Annotated in this window: 17 protein-coding genes; 9 read left to right on the top strand and 8 right to left on the bottom strand. The window is 62.2% G+C overall.

All coding sequences use genetic code 11. The annotated features are described in order from the left end of the window. The first annotated feature begins 1 nt into the window (after position 1). The 9 genes from OXR08_RS00230 (at position 2) to OXR08_RS00190 (ending at position 10,761) form a co-directional block, all read left to right on the top strand. Entirely contained in the window at positions 2-718 is a 717-nt protein-coding gene (locus OXR08_RS00230; protein ID WP_267347053.1) for an ABC transporter ATP-binding protein, read from the top strand. Then, positions 715-2,115, top strand: a complete 1,401-nt coding sequence (locus OXR08_RS00225; protein WP_267347052.1) for an ABC transporter permease subunit — start codon at positions 715-717, stop codon at positions 2,113-2,115. The genes OXR08_RS00230 and OXR08_RS00225 overlap by 4 nt, the downstream gene beginning before the upstream one ends. Continuing rightward, on the top strand, positions 2,112-3,596 hold the full coding sequence (locus OXR08_RS18655; protein ID WP_267347051.1) for a DUF3526 domain-containing protein: 1,485 nt from the start codon (positions 2,112-2,114) through the stop codon (positions 3,594-3,596). Before OXR08_RS00225 ends, OXR08_RS18655 begins: the two co-directional genes overlap by 4 nt. Continuing rightward, entirely contained in the window at positions 3,593-5,509 is a 1,917-nt protein-coding gene (locus tag OXR08_RS00215) for a TonB-dependent receptor (RefSeq protein ID WP_267347050.1), read from the top strand. Before OXR08_RS18655 ends, OXR08_RS00215 begins: the two co-directional genes overlap by 4 nt. Positions 5,510-5,780: 271 nt before the next feature. Next, positions 5,781-6,413 (top strand): hypothetical protein, encoded by a 633-nt coding sequence (locus tag OXR08_RS00210; RefSeq protein ID WP_267347049.1) that lies wholly within the window; start codon positions 5,781-5,783, stop codon positions 6,411-6,413. Next, entirely contained in the window at positions 6,386-7,477 is a 1,092-nt protein-coding gene (locus OXR08_RS00205; RefSeq protein WP_267347048.1) for a pyridoxal-phosphate dependent enzyme, read from the top strand. The genes OXR08_RS00210 and OXR08_RS00205 overlap by 28 nt, the downstream gene beginning before the upstream one ends. Then, positions 7,462-8,748, top strand: coding sequence for an ATP-grasp domain-containing protein (locus OXR08_RS00200; protein WP_267347047.1), 1,287 nt, complete (start codon positions 7,462-7,464; stop codon positions 8,746-8,748). Before OXR08_RS00205 ends, OXR08_RS00200 begins: the two co-directional genes overlap by 16 nt. Then, positions 8,745-9,572, top strand: a complete 828-nt coding sequence (locus OXR08_RS00195) for a DUF364 domain-containing protein (protein ID WP_267347046.1) — start codon at positions 8,745-8,747, stop codon at positions 9,570-9,572. The genes OXR08_RS00200 and OXR08_RS00195 overlap by 4 nt, the downstream gene beginning before the upstream one ends. Next, positions 9,562-10,761 carry an MFS transporter gene (locus OXR08_RS00190; protein WP_267347045.1) on the top strand — a complete coding sequence of 400 codons (1,200 nt, stop codon included), beginning with the start codon at positions 9,562-9,564 and terminating at the stop codon, positions 10,759-10,761. The genes OXR08_RS00195 and OXR08_RS00190 overlap by 11 nt, the downstream gene beginning before the upstream one ends. Before the next feature lie 630 nt (positions 10,762-11,391). Here OXR08_RS00190 and OXR08_RS00185 read toward each other — a convergent pair. The 8 genes from OXR08_RS00185 to OXR08_RS00150 form a co-directional block, all read right to left on the bottom strand. Beyond that, positions 11,392-11,661 (bottom strand): MarR family winged helix-turn-helix transcriptional regulator, encoded by a 270-nt coding sequence (locus OXR08_RS00185; RefSeq protein WP_267347044.1) that lies wholly within the window; start codon positions 11,659-11,661, stop codon positions 11,392-11,394. A 530-nt stretch (positions 11,662-12,191) separates the two neighbouring features. Further along, positions 12,192-12,617 carry a TonB system transport protein ExbD gene (gene exbD, locus OXR08_RS00180; RefSeq protein WP_267347043.1) on the bottom strand — a complete coding sequence of 142 codons (426 nt, stop codon included), beginning with the start codon at positions 12,615-12,617 and terminating at the stop codon, positions 12,192-12,194. A gap of 5 nt (positions 12,618-12,622) precedes the next feature. Further along, positions 12,623-13,465: a tonB-system energizer ExbB gene (gene exbB, locus OXR08_RS00175; RefSeq protein ID WP_267347042.1), complete on the bottom strand. Its 843-nt coding sequence runs from the start codon at positions 13,463-13,465 to the stop codon at positions 12,623-12,625. Positions 13,466-14,358: 893 nt separating this feature from the next. Next, on the bottom strand, positions 14,359-15,480 hold the full coding sequence (locus OXR08_RS00170; RefSeq protein ID WP_267347041.1) for a TlpA disulfide reductase family protein: 1,122 nt from the start codon (positions 15,478-15,480) through the stop codon (positions 14,359-14,361). 24 nt (positions 15,481-15,504) lie between these two features. Beyond that, positions 15,505-16,797 (bottom strand): pitrilysin family protein, encoded by a 1,293-nt coding sequence (locus OXR08_RS00165; RefSeq protein ID WP_267347040.1) that lies wholly within the window; start codon positions 16,795-16,797, stop codon positions 15,505-15,507. Then, the gene (locus OXR08_RS00160; RefSeq protein ID WP_267347039.1) at positions 16,794-18,098 is read right to left on the bottom strand and encodes a pitrilysin family protein; all 1,305 of its coding nucleotides are present in this window, start codon (positions 18,096-18,098) and stop codon (positions 16,794-16,796) included. Before OXR08_RS00160 ends, OXR08_RS00165 begins: the two co-directional genes overlap by 4 nt. Continuing rightward, positions 18,079-20,244 carry an SbmA/BacA-like family transporter gene (locus OXR08_RS00155; protein WP_267347038.1) on the bottom strand — a complete coding sequence of 722 codons (2,166 nt, stop codon included), beginning with the start codon at positions 20,242-20,244 and terminating at the stop codon, positions 18,079-18,081. Before OXR08_RS00155 ends, OXR08_RS00160 begins: the two co-directional genes overlap by 20 nt. A 6-nt stretch (positions 20,245-20,250) precedes the next feature. Continuing rightward, positions 20,251-22,701, bottom strand: a complete 2,451-nt coding sequence (locus OXR08_RS00150) for a TonB-dependent receptor plug domain-containing protein (protein WP_267347037.1) — start codon at positions 22,699-22,701, stop codon at positions 20,251-20,253. Positions 22,702-23,145: the final 444 nt, after the last annotated feature.

Here is a 23,145-nt window from a genome sequence, read left to right as displayed (position 1 = left end):
CATGACGGACCCGGCCGCCCTGCGCCTCGACGGCGTATCGCTCGCGTTCAGCGGGAATCCCGCGCTGAATGGTCTGTCGCTGACGCTCGCAGCGGGTGAGGTCTACGCTTTGCTCGGCCCAAACGGTGCCGGCAAGACGACGACGATCAACCTGATCCTCGGCTTCATTGCACCCGACGCGGGCAGCATTGCGGTCGACGGCGTGGATGCGCTGGCCGATCCGCTCGCGGCCCGTGCACGGACCGCCTACCTGCCCGAAACGGTAATGCTCCATCCGGCGCTGACCGCGACCGAGAACCTGCGCTACTTCGCGCTGCTCGCCGGGCGCAAGGTCGATGTGGCGCAGGCGGGGTCGCTGCTGGACGCCGCCGGATTGCAGCGCGAGGCGCACGGGCGGCGGGCCGGTGGCTTCTCCAAGGGAATGCGCCAGAAGGTCGGCGTGGCCATCGCGCTAGCGAAGGAGGCGCGGCTGTTGCTGCTCGACGAGCCGACTTCCGGGCTCGACGCATCGGCCGCCAACGACCTGTCCGCAACGATCCGCGCCGCCTCGGCGCGCGGGATCGCGGTGCTGATGGCGACGCACGACCTGTTCCGCGTCCATGACGTCGCCGCACGGCTCGGCATCCTCCGCGCAGGGCGGCTCGTCGACGAACGTGAGACGTCCAGCCTGACCCCGCCGCTGCTGGAACGCCTGTATCTGGACGCGCTGGCGGGATGATCCTCTCGCTGGCCCGCTACGAACTGGCGATGCTGTGGCGGGAACGCCGCGCGATGCTGGCGCTCGTTACCCTCGCTTCGCTCGTGCTGCTGGCCTTTGCGGGTGTCGCGACCGATGCGGCACGGACCGACGCACAGCAGCACGCAGCCGGTGCGGCGGAACGTGACCGGTGGCTAGGGCAGGGGAGCAAGGATCCGCATAGCGCCGCGCATTATGCGGTCTATGCGTTCAAGCCGTCTCCCGCCTTGGCACCGCTCGATCCCGGCGTCGGCGGCTTTGTCGGGCAGGCGGTATGGCTGGAGGCGCACCACCAGAACGACTTGCTGCACCGATCACAGCAGGATGCCTCGCCGCTCCAGCGTGCCGGGATGGCGGACCCCGCCGCATTGATCATCACTTTCGCGCCGTTGGTGATCTTCCTGCTGGCCTTTGCGGCGGTGGCGGAGGAACGTGAGCGTGGAACGTTGCGGCTGGCGCTGGGCGCGGCGACGCGTCCCGGCCGGATCGTCGTCGCCAAGCTGCTGGCGGTGGTGGGTAGTGGCGTGGTGGCGTTGGTCGTGCCGGTGACGATCGCAATGGCGGGCGTGGCGGCATTTCACAGCGCGCTGGACGGCGATGCGATACTGCGGTTGCTGTCATGGGCGACCGTCATGTCGGTCTATGTCGCGATCGTCGGCGCGATCGGGCTGGCGGTGGCGATGACCTGCGGGTCGGCCCGGATCGGGCTGGCCGCGCTGTTCGGCCTGTGGATCCTGTTCGCGCTGGCCGTGCCGCGTCTTGCCAGCGGCGTCGCCGATGATCTGCGCTCGCTGCCATCGACGCAGAGCGTTCGCCAGGCGATCGACGCGGCGGCTCCGGCCTATTGGTCGGCCGAGCAGGGCGCGCGACACAAAGTGGAACTGCTCGGCCGCTACCGCGTGGCGCGCGTCGAGGACATTCCGAACTACCGCATGGCCGAACTCGATCTGGTGGAACGGCACAGTCACGCGGTTTTCGACCGTGTCTTAGGCGGCTTCTATGCGCGAGTGGCCGCGCAGGACCGTCTGTTCGGTCTCTTGGGCATCGCATCGCCGACGATCGCGATGCAGCGTCTGTCGCCGGCGCTGGCGGGCACCGACTTCGACCAGCATCGCGCCTTCATCGATCAGGCGGAGCGTTACCGGCGCGCGCTGGTCGACCGGATGAACGCGGACGGCATGGCGCATGCCGTGAAGCCGGGGGAGGCGGCGCATACCGCGGACATTTCGCTGTGGTCCAGCATCCCGGCGTTCGCGTTCGTGCCGCCTGCTTTGCCCAGCATGGCCGCCACGCTGGCGGTGCCGCTCGCCGCGCTGCTTGGCTGGGCGCTGCTCGCGGGGACGTTGCTGTGGATCGCCACACGGAGGCTGAAGCCGTGACCGGTGCCTCGTTCGGAACCCTGTTCACCTGGGAGTGGCGTCGTGTCGTCGTCACGCCGCTGTTCTGGTTGATCCAGGGTGCGCTGGTTGCCAGCATGATCTGGGCGGCCCTCGACACCGGCGCGCTCCACCGCAGGCAGGACGCGGCGATCGCCCGCGCGCTGGTCGCCGACGCCGCGCATCGGGCCAGCGTACGGCAACGGTTCGACGCCTATCGCGCGCCCGTCACGCCTGCCGCTCCGGCGGTGCCCTATTGGCAGGATCCGAGCGATGTGGCCGGGTTCAGCCAGTATTTCGTCGCGCCGCCCGCCACGAAGCCGCATCTGCCATTGTCGCCGCTTGCGGTCGGAACCAGCGACCTTGCGCCGACGCGCATGGAGGTGAAGCTGGCTACGCCGTTCGGCATTGATGAACGCTACGATTTCGAGAATCCACGCGGGCTGGCACTCGGACGCTTCGATCTCGCATTCGTGCTGGCGCTCCTGCTGCCGTTGGCGTTGATCCTGCAGCATGGCCTGCTCGTCACGTTCGAGCGCGACCGTGGCATGTTAAGACTGGTGGCGGCGCAGGCGACGGCGCCGCGCGTCTGGCTGGCGGCGCGCGTGGCGGCGATCACCGCTTGGGCGGTGCCGATGACGCTGATCGGTCTCGTCGTGGCACTGGCCATCGCAGGTGCGAAGCTGGGGTCGGCGGTCGGGGAACTCGCGGCGGCATTGCTGCTCGTCGTCGCCTATATGGCGTTCTGGACCGGCATCGCGCTGCTTGTCCTGTCACGGCTGCCAGGCGCGGCGGCCGCTTTGGGTACGCTGGCCGCGATCTGGGCGGTTGTGACGCTCGGCGTGCCGTTGATCGCGAGCGCGGTCGTATCGAACGTTGTGCCAGCTCCGTCCACCGGTGCGTGGATCGATGCGCAGCGCCGCGTGGCCGACGCGATCCAGCGTGACCGCGACCGGATCATCGCGCAGGCGGTGGCGGCCCGGCCCGACCTGTCGGGGATCGCCAGTCGGATCGCCACACTGGATCACGCCACCCGCCTGACCTTTCTGGTGCCCGAAACCGAGCGCCGGCTTGCCGCCCGGCACGATGAGCGTGCGGCCTATGCGGGGGATCAAGCAGCGTGGGCGACGGCAATCGGCTATATCGCACCGCCGCTCGGGCTGACGCAGGCGCTGGCGACGCTGGCCGGGACCGATGGTGCCAGGCACCGTGCGTTCGAGGCGCAGGTGCGCGCGTACCAGCTTGACCTGCGCCGGTCGCTCTATCCGCTCGTACAGCGCGAGGCGGTCGATCCCACGCCACGCGGAGCGTCGCGCGGAAAGTACAGCCTGTCGAACACGGACATCATCCCGGCGTTCGCCATGACGGATGTGCCGTCGCGCCATCGCCCGGCTACGGTGCTGCCGTTCGTCGCGTGGCTATTGTTGGCGGGACTGTTCCTTGGCGGTGTCGGACTTCGCCGCGCCGATCGGTGGGCGCTGTGAGGCGCCTGATCCTTCCTGTTGCGCTGGTCGTTGCCGCCCCGGCAGCAGCGCAGCGGGCCGCCGACAATGCAGTGACCGCTGCGGAAGATGCGTTCGGCACGTCGATCGGCAACGAGACGATCGGGTTGTACGGCCCCAGTCAGGTGCGCGGCTTCTCGCCGGTCGCAGCGGGCAACGTGCGCATCGAGGGAGTCTATATCGACCGGCAGGGCGCGATCCCGCAGCGGCTCGTCTCGGGCTCGACGATACGGGTCGGCCTGTCGGCGCAAGGTTACCTCTTTCCGGCACCGACTGGTATCGTCGATTACAAGCTGCGCGGCGTGGGTGACCGGCCGCTGGTCAGCGTCGTTGCCGGCAGCTTCGCTTATGGCGCACCGACCTTCGAAGTGGATGCGCAACTGCCGATCGCGGGACGCACGCTGGGGGTGGCGGCGGGCGCTTCTTGGGCGCACGAGCAATATTACGACGGCTCCGACGCGCACTACATTCGTGCCGCGCTGATCCCGCGCTGGCGACCGCGTGACGGGATCGAGGTCGTTCCATTCTATTCGATCTCGCTCGGTCGCGACGAGCAGGTCGCCCCGACCGTCATCGCCGCCGGCAACGTGGTTCCGCCAGAGGCACCGCGGCGGCGCTATTTCGGACAGCAATGGGCGAACAAGGACACGCGCAGCATCAACACCGGCGTCATCGCCAAGGCGCGGCTCGGCAGCGACTGGTCGATCACGGCGGGTGGTTTCCGCTCGATCTTCGTCAACGAACGTAACTTCGCCGAACTGTTCACGGATACAACGGCGGACGGCACGACGACCGAACGGGTGATCGCCGATCCGGGCCAGCGCTATGCCTCCACCAGCGGCGAAGTCCGCGTCAGCCGCAGCATGATCGACGGACCGCGGCTGCATACGCTGCATACCACTATCAGGGCGCGCTCGCTGGACAGCTTCTATGGCGGGGCGGCACCGGCGCTCGACCTCGAACCGCGCGAACTCGGCGTACTGGTTCCGGTCGCGCCGCCTGTCGATCTGCGCTTCGGTTCCCGTACCCATGATCGCGTCCGCCAGACGACGGTCGGCGTCGCCTATGAGGGGCGATGGAAGGGCGTGGGGGAAGTCGGCATCGGCATCCAGCGCGCCGATTACAGCAAGACGATCGATCAGCCCGGCCTGCCACGCACCGGCACGATTGATCGGCCCTGGCTGCTCAATGCCAGCGCCGCCACCACGATCACCGACCGTTTCGCTTTGTACGCGAGCTATACCCGTGGGCTGGAGGAAAGCGGGATCGCGCCGGTCAATGCCGCCAACCGCAACGAAGCCTTGCCCGCGATCCGTACGCGGCAGGTGGACGGCGGGATCCGCTGGGCGTTGCCGGGTGGCATGAAGCTGGTGGCGGGGGTTTTCGATGTCGCGAAGCCCTATTTCAACACCGACGAACGCAACGTCTTCGCCGTGCTTGGCGACGTGCGACACCGTGGTGCCGAGTTCAGCCTGGCCGGCAACCCGACCGACCGGCTGTCGCTGGTCGCGGGTGCCGTGCTGATGCAGCCGCGGGTCACCGGTGCCGCTGTCGACGACGGACGGGTAGGCGCACGTCCGCTCAATCAGCCTGCCCGCACGCTGCGAGGCAATGCCGAATATCGCCCGAGCTTTGCACCCGGCTTCTCGGTCGACCTCGCTGTCGCCAACATCGGCAGCCGCTATGCCTCACGCGACAATATGGTCAGTGTGCCGTCCTATACGCTCGTCGACGTCGGCGCCCGCTATCGGTTCCGCATCGGCGAGGCACCGGCGACGTTGCGCGTGCAGATGCAGAATGTCGGCGACGTGTTCGCCTGGAACGTTGTCGGCAGCAACAGCTATGGCCTGATGGACAAGCGTCGGGTCAGCATCTTCCTGTTGGCGGATTTCTGAGATGTTGGCGGCGCTTCTTCACGAAGCCTGCCGTCCTGGCCGCATCTGCAATCACTATAGCGGCGTGTGCCACGGCACGTTGGGCGAGTTGTTCCAGGGACCGTACGATGACGGCGGGGCAATGCAGATCGCGATTATCTCACTGCCTATCCGCCGTTATAGCTGGGCGCATTTTGAGGTGGGGGCGCCCGGCGACCTAGATGCGGAAACCGCCGACCGTCCACGTTGTCGGCGCGCAATCGAGCTTTTTCAGGCCCATCACGGATGCGTCATGCCCGCCGGCAGCTGGAGCTTCGCCAGCGAACTGCCGCGCGGCAAGGGCATGGCCAGCTCGACCGCCGATATCGTCGCGACGATCCGTTGCCTAGATGCACTGCACGGCACCGACAGCCGCGAGTTGGTGCCCGTCATCCTGCGTGCGATCGAGCGATCCGACAGTGTGTTCCTGACGGAGCATGCGCTTTACCTCAGCGGCGCGCAGCGACTGGTGCGATCTCTGCCCGACAATCCGGGTTTCCACGTCTGCTATCTGGACGACGGGGGTACCATCGACACGGAAGCCGTCACCGACCGGCTGCTCGGTCACTATGAAGCGCATCGCGGCGATTATGCGCGCATCCTCTATACGATGCTGGAGGCGTTCGGGCGGCGTGACCTGATTGCAATCGCCGCAGCCGCGACGCAAAGCTCGGCGTTGGCGCAGAAGGTGACGCCCAAGCGCGCATTTTGCGCTTTAGCGGCGGAGCGCGAGCGGATCGGGGCCGACGGCATCGTGGTCGCCCATACCGGCAGTCTGATCGGCTATCTCTTCGCCGATCGCCCCGATCCCCGGCGGCTGGGTGAACTCGCGGCCTTCTACCGCAGCCTCGGACATCAATGTTCCTGCGTGACGACGGGATTCTGACGATGATGTTCGACCATATCGCCGACGCCATAAAGGCGCCCGCGCTCATCCGGCTTGCCCCGAACCTGTACCTCGCCCGGTTCGAGACGATGAAGGTATATTCGACGCTGGTCGCCGTGAAGACGCTGCTCGATCGCGGTCTTGTACGCCCCGGCGACACGCTGCTCGACAGTTCCAGCGGCATCTACGCCTATGCGTTAGCGCTGGCCTGCCACAAGTTCGGCATGAAGTGTCACATCGTCGGGTCGCAGACCGTCGATCGCACCCTGCTCGTCCAGCTTCAGATTCTCGGCGCGACGGTCGAGCAGGTGCCGGCGCTGGCGACGCTGAAGCTCGACCAGAGCCGGCGGGTCGAGCGGGTCGCGGAACTACTGGCCGCGCATCCCGGCACGCACTGGATGCAGCAGTATCACGACGACATCCATTATCTCGGCTACGAACCGGTGGCCGCGCATATCGCCGCCATGCTCGACGTACGCCGGCTGACGCTGGTGGGGTCGGTCGGGTCGGGCTGCTCTACCGGCGGGTTGATCACAGCATTGCGGTGCCACGACCCGGCGGTCGCGATGATCGGCATCCAGCCGTTCGGCAGCGTCACCTTCGGCAGCGAGCATGTCGCTGACCCCGGCATCATCATCGCCGGCATCGGCAGTTCGATCCCGTTTCGCAACGTACGGCACGAGCTTTACGATGCGATCCACTGGGTATCGTTCGACGCCGGCATGGCTGGGGCCGTGGCCCTGCTGCGTGACCATGGCATCTTCGCCGGACTGTCGAGCGGTTGCACCTATCTGGTCGGGCTGGAAGAGGCGCGGCGGCACCCCGACCGTGACATCCTGCTGATCGCGCCCGATACCGGCCACCGCTACATCGATGCCGTATTCGCGCGTCATGCGGAGGCGACACGGCCCGACGCGCTGGCACCCATCATGATCGAGACGCTGGACGAACTGGCGTTGCCCTGGTCGGCGCTCGCCTGGAACCGCCGGCAGTTAGACGACGTGCGGGGCGCTCCTTTCAAGATTCCCATGAACGAAGGACAGGAACCATGGCGCATCTGTTGATGCTGGAGAGCTGGGTGGGTGGAACAGGTCGGATCTTTCCGCCGGCCATCACCGCGCGCGGGCATCGCTACACGTTCGTGACCCGCAACCGCCATCATTACCGCGACCCGCATACGCGCGAAATCCACCCGGTCATCGATCATGCCGATCATGTGCTGACGACCGAGACGAACGACGTGCCGGCGCTCATCGATTTCCTGCGTGCGCAGCACGCCATCCTGCGGTTCAATGGCGTCGTCACCATCTGCGACTATTACATCGACACGGTCGCGCAGGTCGCGCAGGCGCTTGGCCTACCGCAGGGGTTTTCCTCGAACGTGGCTGCCGAACGGCGCAAGCACTGGGTGCGCGGCGCGATCGATCGCGCCGGACTGCCCAATCCGCGCTTCGGCGCGGTGCATTCGTGGGAGGAAGCCGTCTCGATCGCCGAGGGGATCGGCTATCCGCTCATCCTCAAGCCGTCCGACCTCGCATCCAGCGCCTTCGTTCGGCTGGTGTGCGACGAAGCCGAATTGCGCGCGGCGTTCGACGCGCTGGCCGCCTTTCCGCGCAACTTCCGCGATCAGGCGCGCGAGCCGTTGTGGCTGCTCGAGGCGTTCATGCAAGGCGAGGAAGTCAGCGTCGAGGCCGTGACGTTCGCAGGCGAGACGACGATTCTCGGCATCACCGACAAGAGCATCACGGGCTTTCCGCACTTCATCGAGGACGGACACATGTTCCCTGCCGGCCTCGACGACGCGACGAGCGCGGCGATCACTATGCTGGTCCGCGATGTATTGAAGGCGGTGGGGCATGATCACGGAATCAGCCATACCGAGGTCAAGCTCACGCCGGACGGCCCGCGCATCGTCGAAATCAATCCGCGTCCCGGCGGCAATTATATCGTCGAGCTTGTCGAGCGGGTTACCGGCATCGATCTGATGGCGGTACAGATCGATCTCGCACTCGGTCGGCAGCCCGACTTGACCCACCGGCGTAACGATGTCGGGAGCGCCGCGATCAAATTCCTCGTACCGCCACGTGCGGGTACGATCGAGGTAATCGATCGGCTCGAGACGCTGGACTCGGATCCCGCGATCGCGCGCCATGCGGTGCCACCGATCGCCGGGATCGAAGTTCCGGCTGCGATCGACAACGGCTGCTACCTAGGTCACGTCGTGGCGGTCGATCCTGCCGGAGGCGATGCGCGCAGGCTGGCCGAGGCGGCGGTTGCTCGCCTTGACTTGCGGTACGCCGATGCGGCTGCATCGCAGCCGGGAGTTGGCGCATGACCGCCTCGTTCGAGCCGGCGACTGTCGGTGAGCTGATCCAGGCGGTGCTCGGCGGTGCTTTTGGCATCGATCCGGCTGCCGTGCCGGTCATCGGCGTCTTCTGGGTAGCGCAGAGCACGCGTTTTCCCGGCACCAGTCAGACCTACCGCAACTATTACCTGCTATTCCGTGCCGGGGCCCATTTCGGAGCGTGTTGCGTCGAGCGGACCCAGTTCGACGCGAGCATCGCCGACGAGTTGGCGGGATCGACGATCGCCGATCTGCTTCACGATGCGCGCCTTCCGGTTCGTATCGCAGCGTTGGATGCATATCTCGCCGGTCAGCGGCCGCACGACGCCGACGGACGTGCGCAACGTGTCATGTTGCCCTTCGGCGATCCACCCACGCGTGCGGTCGCCCGCGACGAGGCGATCGTACAGCTTCTGCGGATTGCGCCCGGCACGAAGGTCGGGCTGATCGGTGTCGTCAATCCGCTGGTCGCAGCAATCAAGGCACAAGGGGGTGTGTGCATGCCGTGCGACTTCAACATGGAGCGGACGCAGGACGGACAGCCGGTCGTTGCCGACATGATCGGGGTGCTGGAAGAGGCGGATATGCTGCTCGTAACCGGCATGACCCTGGGCAACGGGTCGTTCGACAGGATCATCGCGGCGGCACGCCGGCGCGACGTTCCTTTGGTCGCCTATGCCCAGACGGGCAGTGCGATCCTTCCACGGTTTCTGGGTCATGGGCTGACCGCCCTGTCCAGCGAGCCGTTCCCCTTCTCGCAGTTCAGTGGTGATCCGACGCCCATCTACCTCTACCGGCACGATCATGGCGGCTGATGCTGTGTCGCTGGACGAGCGGGCGAGGCGGCAAGCGCTCAATGCTTTGCTCGTCTACACGTTCTTCATGGTGGCAGGGTTCACCATGGTAATGCCGCTCGTCGCGGTTCACTTTGTCGATCGGATCGGCATGACCGCGGCAGCGGTTGGTGCGGCCCTTGCGGTTCGGCAGATCACGCAGCAGGGGCTTGCCGTCTTCGGTGGCGCGCTGGCGGACCGGATCGGCAACCGCCCGATGATCGTAGCGGGCGTGTTGCTGCGCGCCCTTGGCTTTGCGGCGCTCGGCTTCGCCACAGATATGCCGACATTATTCGTTGCAATGCTCGTCTCCGCGCTTGGTGGCGCTTTGTTCGAGGCACCGTACCAGGCCGCCATCGCCAGCCTGACCACGGACGCGAACCGAGCACGCTATTACTCGTTCAGCAACACGATCAGCGGGATTGCCACGACCGGCGGGCCCTTGCTGGGGGTAGCGCTGTTACGGTTCGAGTTCCGGATCGTATGCCTTGCGGCAGCAGCGTGTTTCGCCCTCAACGCCGTCGTTGCCTTGTTGCTCCCGCGCATGCCGGTGCCAGCGGAGGCGCCACGTCTGGCTCAGGGCTTCCGACTGGTGTTGCGCAACCGCCCGTTCGTGCTGCTGACGTTGATCATGATGGGCTACTGGTTTGTTTCGGTCCAGATTAACATCACGTTTCCGCTGCTAGTCGTTCGGCTGACCGGCTCGGAAGAGGGTATCGGCGTGATGTTCGCGCTATCCGCCGCAATGACGATCCTGCTCCAATATCCGGCGACGCGCTGGCTCGCACGGCGCTTGGCAACCGAACAGATCCTGTTTGTTGGCTTGGTCCTTATGGCGATCGGCATGTCAGCGCTCGCATTCGTCAACAGTTTTCCAACCTTTCTCGCCTCGGTGGGTATATTCTCCCTCGGCAGCCTACTCACACGCCCGACGCAGCAGGCGATCACCGCCGGCCTCGCTGACAGGAACGCGTTGGGCACGTTTCTAGGCTTCAACTCGTTGGCCTTGGCAGTCGGCGGCGGTATCGGAAATCTCTTCGGCGGCTGGATGTTTGATACTGCCGGCCGAATGGCGACTCCAATGGTCCCGTGGCTAATTTTTGCACTGGTTGCCCTCCTCACCGGCGTCGCCCTTCGTGCGCTTTTGAGGGTCAAGGCCCACCTCCGATAGCCAGAGATGACGATAACGACGGAGCGGAAACGCTTGGCGACCGCTAAAGGCGGGTAGCGACCCGGCGTGGTGGGGTCGTTGTCGTACCTTAGCTGGTATTCGTCAGATGTTTCACGAAGATCGTTTTGCGGCCGATCCGGGTCTGTGCTGGTTTCGCCGTCCGGCGGTGAGTGAAAGCGAGATGCTGAAGGTACAAACCCCGGCATGGATGATTACTTGCATGATCATCGCAGGATGAGGAAGTGACGATCAGGTTGGAAGGTGATCGCGCCACAAGAAACTATTAACTTACGTCAGCATGACTACATCGTTCTCACTCCCTAATAAGAACGGCGATTAGGAAATTTGGTAATTCGTCAAATTTTGTCGCGAAAGTATCGGTTTTAGTTGCTTACTCCAAATACTATTCTCGGGAGAATGCTGCATCGACACAGAGTCGGTCGGCTTGAGCCCATGGCAGGCGAATTGGTAATATTCCTAGATCTTCAACGGCGTGCGACGTCCCGTGCTTGTATATGCATAGTTGCTAACTGCAAGATTGTTTTGAAATGTGATATAATTTGATGAATGTGATTATAGAGGGGAAGATTGATACTCCGCCAAATAGACGGCGTTTTTATGCAAGGCGCGTCAGTTTGGTGTCGTCTTTGATATCTGAAGGCGATAGGCCGTGATCTGCAAGTCGAGCCACTGCTCGACGGCTGAATGTAGACGTGGCAGCATCGCTACATTCGCTCGGCGTCGATCGACAGGATCCGGATTGCGGACGATATAGCCCAGCGCTTCCAAGTCCTCAATGTGACGCAACGCAGTGGTCATCGATCCTCCGCTGAGGGCGCATAACTGTGAGACGGCGAGCGCTCTTCCTTCAACGTGCGCAACGTACAGTTCGAGGATCATATCCCAGCTAGGGTCTGCGAAGCGGACCCCATCGAAGCATCTCTCACGCCGGCGACGTCCAGAAAGGACGCCTTTCGCTTCCCCGAGCCTCTCCTCCGCTAGCGTTCCCGACGCCAAAGCCGCCGACAACAACGTGTCCTCTACCGCCTTACGAGGGAGGCGGACGACGACGTCTATGAAATCATCGACCGCTGGTGTCGGAGCCATGATCCTCTTGATCCATTTGGAAGATTGGCTCAGCATCACGCGGCAGCTGCGATACGAGCGAGAAATGCGTAGATGACAAGTCCTGTATGATAAGCAAACAACGGAATATAAGGTATCAGGGCTTTCATCGCACCGATGGATGAAATTAATTAAGCAAAGCCGACCGACCAGATTGCTTAGAGTCAGATTGGCCCGCTCGCAAGTCAATAACCGCTGTTACAGCCATTACATGCACGCCGGTCGTAACTACCTTTGCAGACAAAAGTAACCCTGGGATATTATTTGCAGCATCAAGGAGGAGTGCTGGAGTAAGGCTGCAAATGTTAACCGCCCCTTGTAGGGAAGGCGACAAGGCCAATCTTGAGATATCCCGCTTTACGCATGACATCCATGATCTCCATTAGCTGGCCGTAAGCTACTGCAGTATCGGCGCGAATAAAGATTCGCGTTGCCTTGTCGCCATTGGTGGCTGCACCTAACGCATCAGGCAGCGCCTCAAGCGAAACTGGTGTTTCTGCGATCGTAACCGCGAGCTTCGATGTTACGCTGACGAAGACAGGCTTGTCCGGCATATCGCGGTTGCTCGCGTTGGATGTCGGCAGGTCGATCGGAACGCTGACCGTAGCAAGCGGAGCTGCAACCATGAATACGATCAGCAGCACGAGTATAACGTCAATGAACGGCGTGACGTTAATGTCTGCTGCTAGGGGCAGATCGTTCCCATCGTTTGTCTGTAGATTGATCGCCATGATCGTTACTCCTTCACGTCGTGAACGTGTGCCGGGGTGCGGGCGATCGTGCTGCATCGCTGTCGATCGAGATCGCGCGACAGATGGCGCATGACGAGCGACACCACGTCGCCGCTCATAGCGCGGTAGTCGCCTATGGCACGGCTGATGCCATTGTAGATGATGACCGCTGGTATCGCGACGAGAAGGCCGATGCCTGTGGTCAGCAGAGCTTCCGCGATGCCTGGCGCGACCGTGGATAGGCTAGCGTTCTGGGACTCCGCAATTGCAATAAAGCTACGCATGATTCCCCAGACAGTGCCGAATAGTCCGACGAACGGGGAGATCGACCCGATCGTGGCCAGTACGTTGACTCCGGCTGCCATCGTCATGGCATCCGCCATCTCGGTGCGTTGCAATGCCATCAGCGTTCGTTCCTTGATCCCGTCGCCGTCTAGGTTGCGTGATGTTCCCCATTCATTCTCCGACTCAGCGACCAGGCGCTTTGCATATCCCGGTGCAAGTGCCCCTGAAGCCGCCTTCAAGCTGTCTGCAGCCCTGAGGCACAACACGTCAGCGGCAAGCCGGCGCTTGGCGGCAATGAGGATCAGTACCTTGGCAATTAGAATTACCCAGGTAAGCGCCGAGGCGAAGAGTAAGATTAAGATGACTGCCTTCACCACGCCATCGGCTGCACTGAACATTCCGCTGAGCGAGAAATCCGTGTTAATTTGAAGCCCGGGCCCCCCCGGTGTGTTAGGCGTTGCTGCCTGAGCTGCGGCGACACTCCCGCCAGCCATCAAGAGGAATAGCGGAAGTAGCAGTCCGAGCGAAAATCGTTGGCGGATCGGGAAACGGCGGAACGTCATGCGATATCATCCTTATTGCAATTGCAGGCCGCCGGACCCGGCTGCGATCGATGGTTGCGACGTGTCATCGACCATTTGGACGATGGAAGTTCATTCGGAAGGTAAGGGTCTGGTCGCCGTCGGGTGGAGCAGGGAATGGCGCGGCACGGCGAACGGTATCGAGCGCTGCCTGGTCCAGCGGCGTCGATCCAGAGGACCCGACGATCTCTGCGGATATCAATCGTCCGGTAGCGTCGATGCGTACTCGAACCACCGGCAGGCCGACGTTCCGGATACCGGCGGGATAGCGTTTGACCCGGTTGAGGGCTGCGGCGAATTGGCTCCGCCAGTCCGCGCTATGAGCTTCGTTCGCTACACCGGCGCTTGGAGCCGACGTTGCAGCCGCTCGATCGTCCGATCGTGGCGCCCCAGCGCTCTCCTCAGCCGGCGATTGCAGGGGAGTACTTCGATCTTCGGGTTGGGACGCGACGTCCGCTGGGGCAGTTTTCAGTCGGTCCACGACCGGGGGCAGCGCTGCGATCGGTGGTACCGGTGCTTCAGCCACCTCGGGGCTGTCTGACATCTCCGCTGGTTGGCTGACCGCTTGCGCCTGCTGCTTCGGTTCGCTCAAGGCGGCTTGGTTCGACGAGGCGGATCTCTGAACGATCGGCGAAAGGTCTATCATCACCGCTCCGAGATCTGCCTGGTTCGGCAAAGGGGCCGGAGCGACGTGCGAGCCGTTGAGAAGGACGATTGCGGCGGCCAGATAAGTTGCCGCAACACAACCACCCGCCAACAGCCAAACGCGCCGATGCGCGCCCCATTTGCGTTCCTCAAGCGGCCTCCAGCGTCCTTGCCGCCCCGAAATCATCGCGGTTCGCCTGCCGCCGCCGATTGGCTCAAGGCGCGCGCCATCACGATACGATCCGGCACACGTCCCCCTCGCACACGACTTCGGGTCCTGCCGGCTCAGCCGCCGATAGAGTCGTCCCGTCGATACGTGCAATCAACTCGCGCAAATTAGCCATGGGCCAGTCGTCGTCAGGTGCGTTTTGTGCAGTTCCGGCCGCCAATGCCGTTCGCGCCACTTCGACGGCCTCTGCAGCACGGCCTAGACGAAACAGGGCGATGGCCTCGTACCAACTAAGATAAAAACTGTCTTCCGCACTCGGCCGCGGCAGAAGTGCGGAAGTATCCAGGCAGAAGCCAGCCAAGCCGTGCACGTCGTACAGGTCGTCCCGGTCCATTAGCAGGTCCGTGATCTCCCGCAGTACCTCGCGAGGTCTTTTGGGATCACGATCGGTGATCGCCGCGAGATGCGCGGCATACGCTAGGCCCTCGGGATGGCGATGGGTCAACATCAATCCCAGCCGACGCATGCCGAACTCATGTTCCAGTCCGGGGAAAGCGGCTAGGTACTGGCCATATACCGCGATCGCAGCGCCCGGATCGCCAGCATCTATCGCCGACCGTGCCGCATCGATCAGTGCACGCTCTTCGCGGATCAAATTCTCTTCCAGCCACCCCCGGTATGTCTCCGCAGCAGCAGTTCGGTCGTGACTTCCATCGAGCACCGACATCAGGACAAAGCCGACGTCGTTCGGATTCCCGAGCCAGGCAATCCGCCCTTCGCCGTCGATTAGGAAGGCGGTAGGAACCGCATCAGTGTAGCTCGCGTCTGCCCAATCCACGCGTATTGGGTAGCCACCGCCCAAGTCGGCCTTCTCGACGGCGACCGTGTAACCTATGGCGTCGCCCATCTCCTCGATCAACGCGCGAGCAAAGGCAGGATCGCGTTCCCAGATCGCAACTCCAACGATGGTGAGTTCGGAGTGTTTTGCCTGAAGCGCCGTCAGGTGTGGGATCGTCGCGCGGCAGGGACCGCACCAAGACGCCCATAATTCTATCAGGTAGCATCGACCAGGTTCGAATTGGTCGACCGGAGCGCCCTTCACGTAATCGATCCCGGCGAGCATTGGCGCGCGGTCCCCGACCATGAGTTCTGTACGCGGCGGTAGGGTGAAGACGGATGACATGAAATATCTTTCGTCGCTGGGTGGTCAGGAAATGGCGGATGGATGCTCGGCGGTGGTCCCGTTCACGACTGAGAACAGTAGACCACCGTCATCCAGTAGCCGCCCGGCTGCACGGCGCGTGTCAGCGGTCGTCACGGCGGCAAGGCGTTCGCGATACCGGTCGGCCGATTGGATCGGTTGCCCTTCCACCCGCAACGATAGTAGGAACTGACCGATCGCCGACAGCGTCTCCATACCCAGCGCATCAGCACCGATCAGGTAGCGAGCAGCGCGGCGTGTCTCATCTTCGCCCGGGCCTGACGCTGCCATCCGCTGCATCTCGCCTTGGATGATGCCCATGAGTTCCTCAACATGGGCGTTTGCAGTTGAGGTCATGCCGACCAGCAGATGGGCATCGCGAAGATGCTCCGTCCAGGTTTGAACGGAATAGCAAAGCCCACGCATATGCCTGAGTTCGCGATATAGCCTCGAGGTCGTACCCCCACCAAGGCAATGATTGACAATTGCAGCCGCAGGATAATCCGGATCGTCTTTGGAGAGAGCGGGACGACCGAAAACAATGCTGGCATGCGGCGTGTCCAGGTGAGCCATCACTGTCCTGCCCACGCCGTCAAAGTCGGGCTGTGCGATCGGTTGCGCACCCCCGTTGGGCAACGGTGCGAAGATCGCGTCGATGGCTGCGGCGGCATCCGCCTCACTGATCGCGCCGACCACAACGATCCGCGCCCTGCAACGTGTGACGAGCACCCGTTGCAGGGCGATGAGGTCCTCACGGGCAATCGCCTCTACATCGTCCAGCGTGCCAGCTGTAGATCGGCCATAGGGATGGTCGCGGTAGGCCGTAGCCCAAAAAACATCACCGGCGAGGGTGTCTGGCGACCCCTGTGCTGCCCGCAACTGACCACGGAACAACGCGCGCCGCTGTTCGAGCTCTGACGGTTCAAACAACGGGGCCTGCAACGCCGCGGCGAGCAGCTTGAACGCCTCGTCGCGGTGTTTCGCCAGCGTAAACATCTGGCCGACCAACCGGTCACGGACGATGCCGAAACCAAGGCGTATCGCATGATCCGCCATGCGCGCTCGAAACGCCTTTCCCGACAGGTCGCCAGCGCCTTGCGTCAGCAACCCACCCAACAAGCGCGCCGTGCCCGCCTTGCCAACAGGATCAAGCCCGGCGCCACCGACAAACGCGAATGCGAGCGAGACGACAGGGATGGCATGATCCTCGAATAGCCACGCCTCTACACCCCCGGGAGAGCGGATCATGCGCACCTGTTCCGCCAAGCTAAACCCCTGCGGCAGATCGTCCCGCATCATGCCTCTTTCCCGACGAGGAAGCCGGTTACGGCAGCGCCGGGTTCAAAGTGCGTTAAGGCGCGCACCACGTCGTCGGCAGTAACTGCAAAGATTCGGCCGCCCCAAGCGGCGACATCCGCCAGCGACCGCCCGTTGATCAGGGCCTCTCCGAAGCGCTGGGCCAGCGTCATTGCACTGTCTTCCTCATAGGTCATTTCTGCCACGATTTGATGCTTGCTGCTGGCAAGCGTCTCTGCAGGGATGCCGTTTTTCCTGATTTCAACCAGTGCTGTGTCCAAAGCAGCGTCTAAAACATCGAGCGAGGTCTCAATCGAGGGAACGGCAGTCAGAATGCTGACGCTGCGCTCAGGAAAGGTATCACGAAGATAGGTCAGGTTTACCGACTGCGCACATCCGTCGTCGTCCACGAGCCGGCCGTGGAGCAGCCCCAACTGTCCGCGTCCCAGCATATCCGCTGCGACCGTCAGTGCCGCGGCAGCCGACTCCAAATCGGGGAAACCGGGAGGGAAACCCGCATAGATCCGACGCAACATTGGCTGGCGGACCTGCGCGGAGGGAAGGGTCAGGCGATGGTGGACCCGCCGGGGCGGGGTGACCAGCCGGATGCGTTCCACCGGTCCGACACCACGCGGCAACGTACTATAGACCTCGCGGGCCAGGCCGAATACCGTTTCGGCCTCTACCGCGCCGGCGACGACGACAATTGCGTTATCTGGTCGATAGAAGCGAGCGGCATGGCGGAGCGCATCTACTCCTGACAGCCCCTCGATCTCGTGACGCCAGCCAATAATCGGACGGCCACACTGATGGGCCGGAAACATTGCGGTCTGCATCGCCTCGATCAGCAGTTCTGTGGGATTGTTGTCGCTCGTCTGTCCGCGTTCAGCGAGTACAACGTCGCGTTCGGCGGCGACCACCGGTTCATGTAGCAACGGTCCGGCCATGCGGTCCGCCTCATATTCCATGCACGCGCGCAAATGCTCGCTCGGCACGACCTGATAGTAGTTGGTCCACAAACGGTGGGTCATCGCGTTCTCGCGCCCCCCGACCTCGTGTATGAAGTTCGAAAACGAGTCTTCTGGGAAGCGCTCCGTACCCTTGAACATCAGATGTTCGAGGAAGTGCGACAAACCCGACTTGTCGACCGGATCGTCCATCGCTCCCACGCCATACCAGATCATGTGCGTCACCGCGCGTCCCCGCGAACGCGGGATCGCCACGATGCGCAGACCGTTGTCGAGTGTAGCTTCGGCTACGCTCGGCGGCCCAGACCAAAGGCAATCATGCTTCATCGGCAGCATCCTTGAGTTCAATTCCGTTCCCGGTCGGGACCAAAGCCACGACCCGGTCGTGATAGCGGCGCAGGCATTCGCGATGGGCGATCGACACCAGCGTCGTTTCGGGCAGCCGGCAACGCAGCACCTCGTAGGTGATCCGCTCAGACTCGGAATCGAGCGCTGCTGTGGCCTCGTCAAGCAGGAGCCAGTCTGGCCGGGCGAGCACAGCCCGCACGATCGCCGCGCGCTGCTGTTCGCCACCGGAGAGTATCGCCGCCCAGTTGTCTTCTTGATGCATCAGGCCGACCAACCTGCCGAGCCCGACGTCTTCAAGGCAGTCGCGCATCTCTGCTTCTCGCGCGGGATCGTAAGGAAGCGGATAACAGATCGCCGACATCAGAGTACCAGGGGGCAGATAGGCACGTTGCGGCAGGACCATGATGCTGCGCTTGGCGGGCAAATCAATCCGGCCGTCCCACAACGGCCAGACACCTGCCAGAACACGAAACAACGTTGACTTGCCCGTCCCGGAGGGTCCGGTTACCAGAACATTCTCGCCCCCACGCAAGTCGAAGGACAGCCCGTGGCATAAGGTGCGGCCGTCCGGCAGCGATATGGACAAATCCTGAGCGCGGATATCGTCTCCTGTTGCGAGGCGGGGGGCGGGCGGTTGCGCTTGGATTGCAAGAATAAGCGCCTCATCGAACCCGATCAGGCGGTCGACGACCGCCTTCAGCTGGGCGAGGTTCTGGAAGCTGTCAACGACCAAGTTAAAGGTATTGTTGATCCACCCGAACGCTGTTCCGGCGACCACCATCTGACCCAGAGTCAGTCGGCCTAGGATTACGAGCGGCCCAAGGAAGAACGTGTGAAGATTGTTCTCGACTGCCTTAAGCCCAGTTTGTGCGCTAGCGATGACGGCGTTGCGACGGATCAAGCGGAAGCCGTTGCCTAGCACTGCCCCGATCCGCCCGGACACGATCGAGGTTTCCGCCGGGCCCCCATGCGACAGTGCAATCTGTTCGTTATGCTCGCGGGTGCGTGCCAGGCTGTAGCGGAAATCTGCTTCGACATGCTGCTGCTCGTAGCTCAGTCGGATCAGCGGTCGACCGATCTTGATCATGATCCATGTCGCGAATGTTGCCCAGACAAGAGAAATCCAGAGCAGTGATCCGGGCAGTCTCAGGCCGGTGCCAAACAGGTCGACCTCGCTCGATATATTCCACAAGATGACGGCGTAGAGGATGAAGCGCGTAAACGTGGACGTTACGGTGATCGAGACGGTGTAAATGCCCCAGGTATGCCCCGAAATACCAATGAAATTGGGAATGTCCTCATGAATGCGCTGATCAGGGTTGTCGACAGGCAGGCCCGCCAATGCCATGCGATAATGGTTTCCAACGCCGAGCCAACGCCGGCTGAAGTATTCCGACAAGTTACGTCGCCAGCGCAGCGCGAAGGTTTGCCGCAGGATGTCATGCAGGATTCGAAACGCGGCCGCCGCCCCGCCCCAAAGCGGCATTTGGATGAGCAACGCCGTCCAGAACGCGCTCATCTCACGGCCCTGCAGCGCGTCGCTGAGCGAGCCTGCGACAAGAACAAGCTTGATCGCCAACCCAACTTCTATCTGGGTAACGATTATCGTAAGGCACAGAAGGCCCCGCCCAAATGTTCCCTCGCGGACTGCAAATCGCCGACCGGCTATGCGAACCGCGATCAGCGCAGGGTCATCAAAATAGCGGTCGCCGATCTGGAGCGCCCGCCGCACATGGCGCGACTGCCACGACGCCGCCGCCAGCAGAACCAGCAGGCACTGTGTCATAGCCACTGTATTGGACATCGCAAAGGGCGCGAGCGACGTTGGCCACCATCCCATTTCAACGGTAATCGAGCCCGCGGCCGCGAGGATCCCCTCACTGCCAAATAGGAGAATATGCGTGCGCAGGTAGGTCGAACTCCGGCGCATCGCGGCTACGACAGGCGCTGCAGCGACAAAGAAGAAAGCGAGCGCGTGGAAGCTGCCCGTGCTACCGCGCAACGCGACAGCTTCGGACACACCCGCCATGACCAGCATGAGAAGAGCTAAGATCGACATTGCCGGCCCGCCGTGCCGCTTAACCTTCGAACGGCCGACCGGTGCTGAGTCTTGAAATGCCGTAGCGACGTTCATGCGCCCTCAAAACCGGAAGCCGGTGGTGAGCATGACGTTGCGCTGCCGCTCCAACGGCAGGTAGCTGTCGGAACGCGAGGTTGCGAAGGTCGTGCGGTCGAAGATGTTGTTGATCTTCAGGTTCGCCGTAAGCCGCTTACCAGTGTAGCCGATCGAGGCATCAACGATGACGTACCCCGGCAGTTCGAACGTTCCGAACACGCCGTCGCTACGATTGACCCGGAAGCTGGTTAAGGCGCGGCCGCCGCCCCCAAGAATTAAACCTTTGAGGTATCCTCGCTCGAAAGTGTATGTAGTCCATAACGCGCCCTGGTAGTCGGAGCGTCCTGCTATAGGGTCGAGACCTGGATAGGTGTCGTCGAGTGATCTGGTCCACAGTCGGGTGACATTGCCGGTTAGGCTCCAGCCAGACAGCAACTCCCCTTGGGCCTCAATCTCTATACCACGTGACTGTAGCCCGGCGAAGGTGATGTTGCGAACCCCATTCGGAAAACCGGGCTGATTGAACAGTGGAATTGTCGTATCAGTTTCACGCAGGTCATAGGCTGACATGGTGATATTGAAACGGTCGTCGAACATCGACTGCCGTAACCCTGCCTCGGTCAGGGTGCGGCCCTCCGGTGGGACGACGTTACCCAAGATCGGTGCCTTTGGAATACGCCCATCGGAGCGATTGATATAAACGCCGAGATGGCGTGTTAAATCAAAGACCGCACCGGTCGTGTAGGAGAAAACTTCATCAGATGTGGACGATATAAAGTCCGGGTAAATGTTCCGGTAGCTGTACCAATCGAATCGCGTCTGCCCCAACACATGCAATCGATCACTCAGCAGATCTAGCTTGAGCAACCCATATATACTATAAGTATTAAATTTTGTTTCGTTCTCAAAGCTATTGCTAAAACCGGTGAGTGGAACAGTCGGGTTGTTAGTATCGGTAATCACAAATGTTCTAAAATCCAACATCGTGACATTGGGCGAATTGTTTTGTTGGTAGTCTATTCCAAGCTTGGCGGTGATAAAATCGTGATGGCCAAGGCCTTTGAACGCTACGCTGAAGCGGTTCGTGTAGTTTTTGCCGCGTGCTTCCGTGAAAGTCGGCAGGGTGCTGGCACTATTGCCCCCCTCCGTCGGGAAGATCGGCAGCGTTGTCCCGACATATTTTGACCAATCGTATTGGAACACGTTGTTTACGGTGACATCAAACGCACCGATCGGTCCGGCCCTGTACGTCTGTTCTAGATTTACGTTCAGGTTCGATGTGTCTACATGTGCCTCTGGATTGCCTGGCCCGTTTCCGGGAAGGATCAGAAAGCGTGGATTCTCGATTGTGCTGTCGGGGAGGCGAAACCCGAAGATGGCGCGATTTACCGAGCGCACTTCAGAATAGCGAACCGTCGCGGCTAGCGTAATGCGATCGTTCTGCCACTGGATTGCCGGCATGATGAGATATTCATGCGGATCACGGTAGCCAAGTTGGTACTTGTCGGCCCGGTTGTAGGACGAGACCAAGCGATAGGTCAGGCCGTCGTTCGCGCTCAGCTTGCCACCTAAATCGATAGCGATCGTGGCGTAATTGTAGGTGCCATAGCGCAGCGTCACATCGCGCACTGTCTCTGCGGTTGGCCTCTTGAGTGACAGGTTTACGAGGCCACCGCCAAACGCCGTCACCCCTGTCAAGATCGATGAGGGGCCCTTCAGGACTTCGACCCGGTCAACTGCGTCGATCGGGACGCCACCATAAGGTTGCCCTTGCTGTCCGTTGACGGTGATGCCTTCGCCATCCGAATGAAAGCCGCGGATCGTGAAGCTGGGTTGGCCGGTGCTAGTCGATGTTACCACGACGCCCGCCGCATAGGTCGCAGATTCTAGCGCACTGGTTGTGTTGGTGGAGGTAATGACGTCGTGCGTGATTGCACTGACTGCAATCGGCAATTCCTTCAATGGTGTCTCAGGCAGCCGAGTGGTCATGCCAGAATTTTCTGCCTTGAACCCCTGGTCGGAATAGGCGGAGCCGCCGATCGCTGCACTTTGTGACGATGAGGCAATCGAGCCATAAATGCTTCCGCCGTCACCGCCCGCTACGTCGATGTCGGCGATGTCATAGCCGGGCTCGGAAGCGGCAACTGCCGGCGCGATCGTCAAACTGCCGTCAGCATTCAAGGTGGCTGATAACCGCGTTCCCGCCAGCGCCTGCCGAACCGCATCCAGAGTTGACATCCGGCCGCGGATTGCAAGGCCCTGAGCAGGGGCGGTTTCCGGCGCAACGGTAATTTTGACGCCACTGATCTCCGCGATGCGAGCGAGCACGACTGGTAACGGCGCGGACGCGACGTCGAAGTCGAAGGTAGACCGAACCTGCGCCTGTGACGGAGAGCAAAAAGCGACCGTCAACGCCACCGCACTGACCGATGCTCGAACGATACCCGTACCAAGAACGGAACGATAAATCGGCACTACTGAACCCCCCTTTTGGTATGCGTTGCCTTGCTGCAGGACCGCCACGTTTAGAGGACGGTGCTACTCGCTACCGCGAGCCTCTCTTCACGCCGCGCATCTCGACCCGGAGATCACTGTGCCCCCCCGCTTCGTCGACATGCCGTGGTCACGACGCGTCAAGAAGATCGCGGCAAGTTGTGCGCATGGGATGGCGACGTGGCGCTAATTGTTGCTATCGCGCCGGCCCACTCTGCTTCTCGTGCGAGAAGCGAAACGATCGAACGCGTTTGAACCGGTTTCGTATGAAACAATGTACTGCAGAAAAGGCTTTCGAGACTATGGTTACAGCTTTTGCGCATCCATGAATTGTTTGGAACAACTCATTTAAGCAGCGCACTCTGTACTAGTAGCGGGATCATCACGCTCTACTAGGTTCGATTTTTCGAACGCTTCGTTCGTGAA

This window comes from Sphingomonas sp. GM_Shp_2, assembly GCF_026540875.1.
GTDB lineage: Bacteria > Pseudomonadota > Alphaproteobacteria > Sphingomonadales > Sphingomonadaceae > Sphingomonas > Sphingomonas carotinifaciens.
The sequence above is the reverse complement of the archived record's forward strand: the minus strand, read 5'-3'. Positions and strand labels throughout refer to the sequence as shown.

Coding starts and splice junctions, on each gene's coding strand:
- exbD (WP_267347043.1), bottom strand. CDS start 12,617: ATGGCGATCAATCTACAGACAAACGATGGGAACGATCTGCCCCTAGCA.
- exbB (WP_267347042.1), bottom strand. CDS start 13,465: ATGACGTTCCGCCGTTTCCCGATCCGCCAACGATTTTCGCTCGGACTG.
- OXR08_RS00200 (WP_267347047.1), top strand. CDS start 7,462: ATGGCGCATCTGTTGATGCTGGAGAGCTGGGTGGGTGGAACAGGTCGG.
- OXR08_RS00170 (WP_267347041.1), bottom strand. CDS start 15,480: ATGTCATCCGTCTTCACCCTACCGCCGCGTACAGAACTCATGGTCGGG.
- OXR08_RS00225 (WP_267347052.1), top strand. CDS start 715: ATGATCCTCTCGCTGGCCCGCTACGAACTGGCGATGCTGTGGCGGGAA.
- OXR08_RS00160 (WP_267347039.1), bottom strand. CDS start 18,098: ATGCTGCCGATGAAGCATGATTGCCTTTGGTCTGGGCCGCCGAGCGTA.
- OXR08_RS00190 (WP_267347045.1), top strand. CDS start 9,562: ATGGCGGCTGATGCTGTGTCGCTGGACGAGCGGGCGAGGCGGCAAGCG.
- OXR08_RS00230 (WP_267347053.1), top strand. CDS start 2: ATGACGGACCCGGCCGCCCTGCGCCTCGACGGCGTATCGCTCGCGTTC.
- OXR08_RS00185 (WP_267347044.1), bottom strand. CDS start 11,661: ATGATCCTCGAACTGTACGTTGCGCACGTTGAAGGAAGAGCGCTCGCC.
- OXR08_RS00210 (WP_267347049.1), top strand. CDS start 5,781: ATGCCCGCCGGCAGCTGGAGCTTCGCCAGCGAACTGCCGCGCGGCAAG.
- OXR08_RS00195 (WP_267347046.1), top strand. CDS start 8,745: ATGACCGCCTCGTTCGAGCCGGCGACTGTCGGTGAGCTGATCCAGGCG.
- OXR08_RS00205 (WP_267347048.1), top strand. CDS start 6,386: ATGTTCCTGCGTGACGACGGGATTCTGACGATGATGTTCGACCATATC.
- OXR08_RS00165 (WP_267347040.1), bottom strand. CDS start 16,797: ATGATGCGGGACGATCTGCCGCAGGGGTTTAGCTTGGCGGAACAGGTG.
- OXR08_RS00155 (WP_267347038.1), bottom strand. CDS start 20,244: ATGAACGTCGCTACGGCATTTCAAGACTCAGCACCGGTCGGCCGTTCG.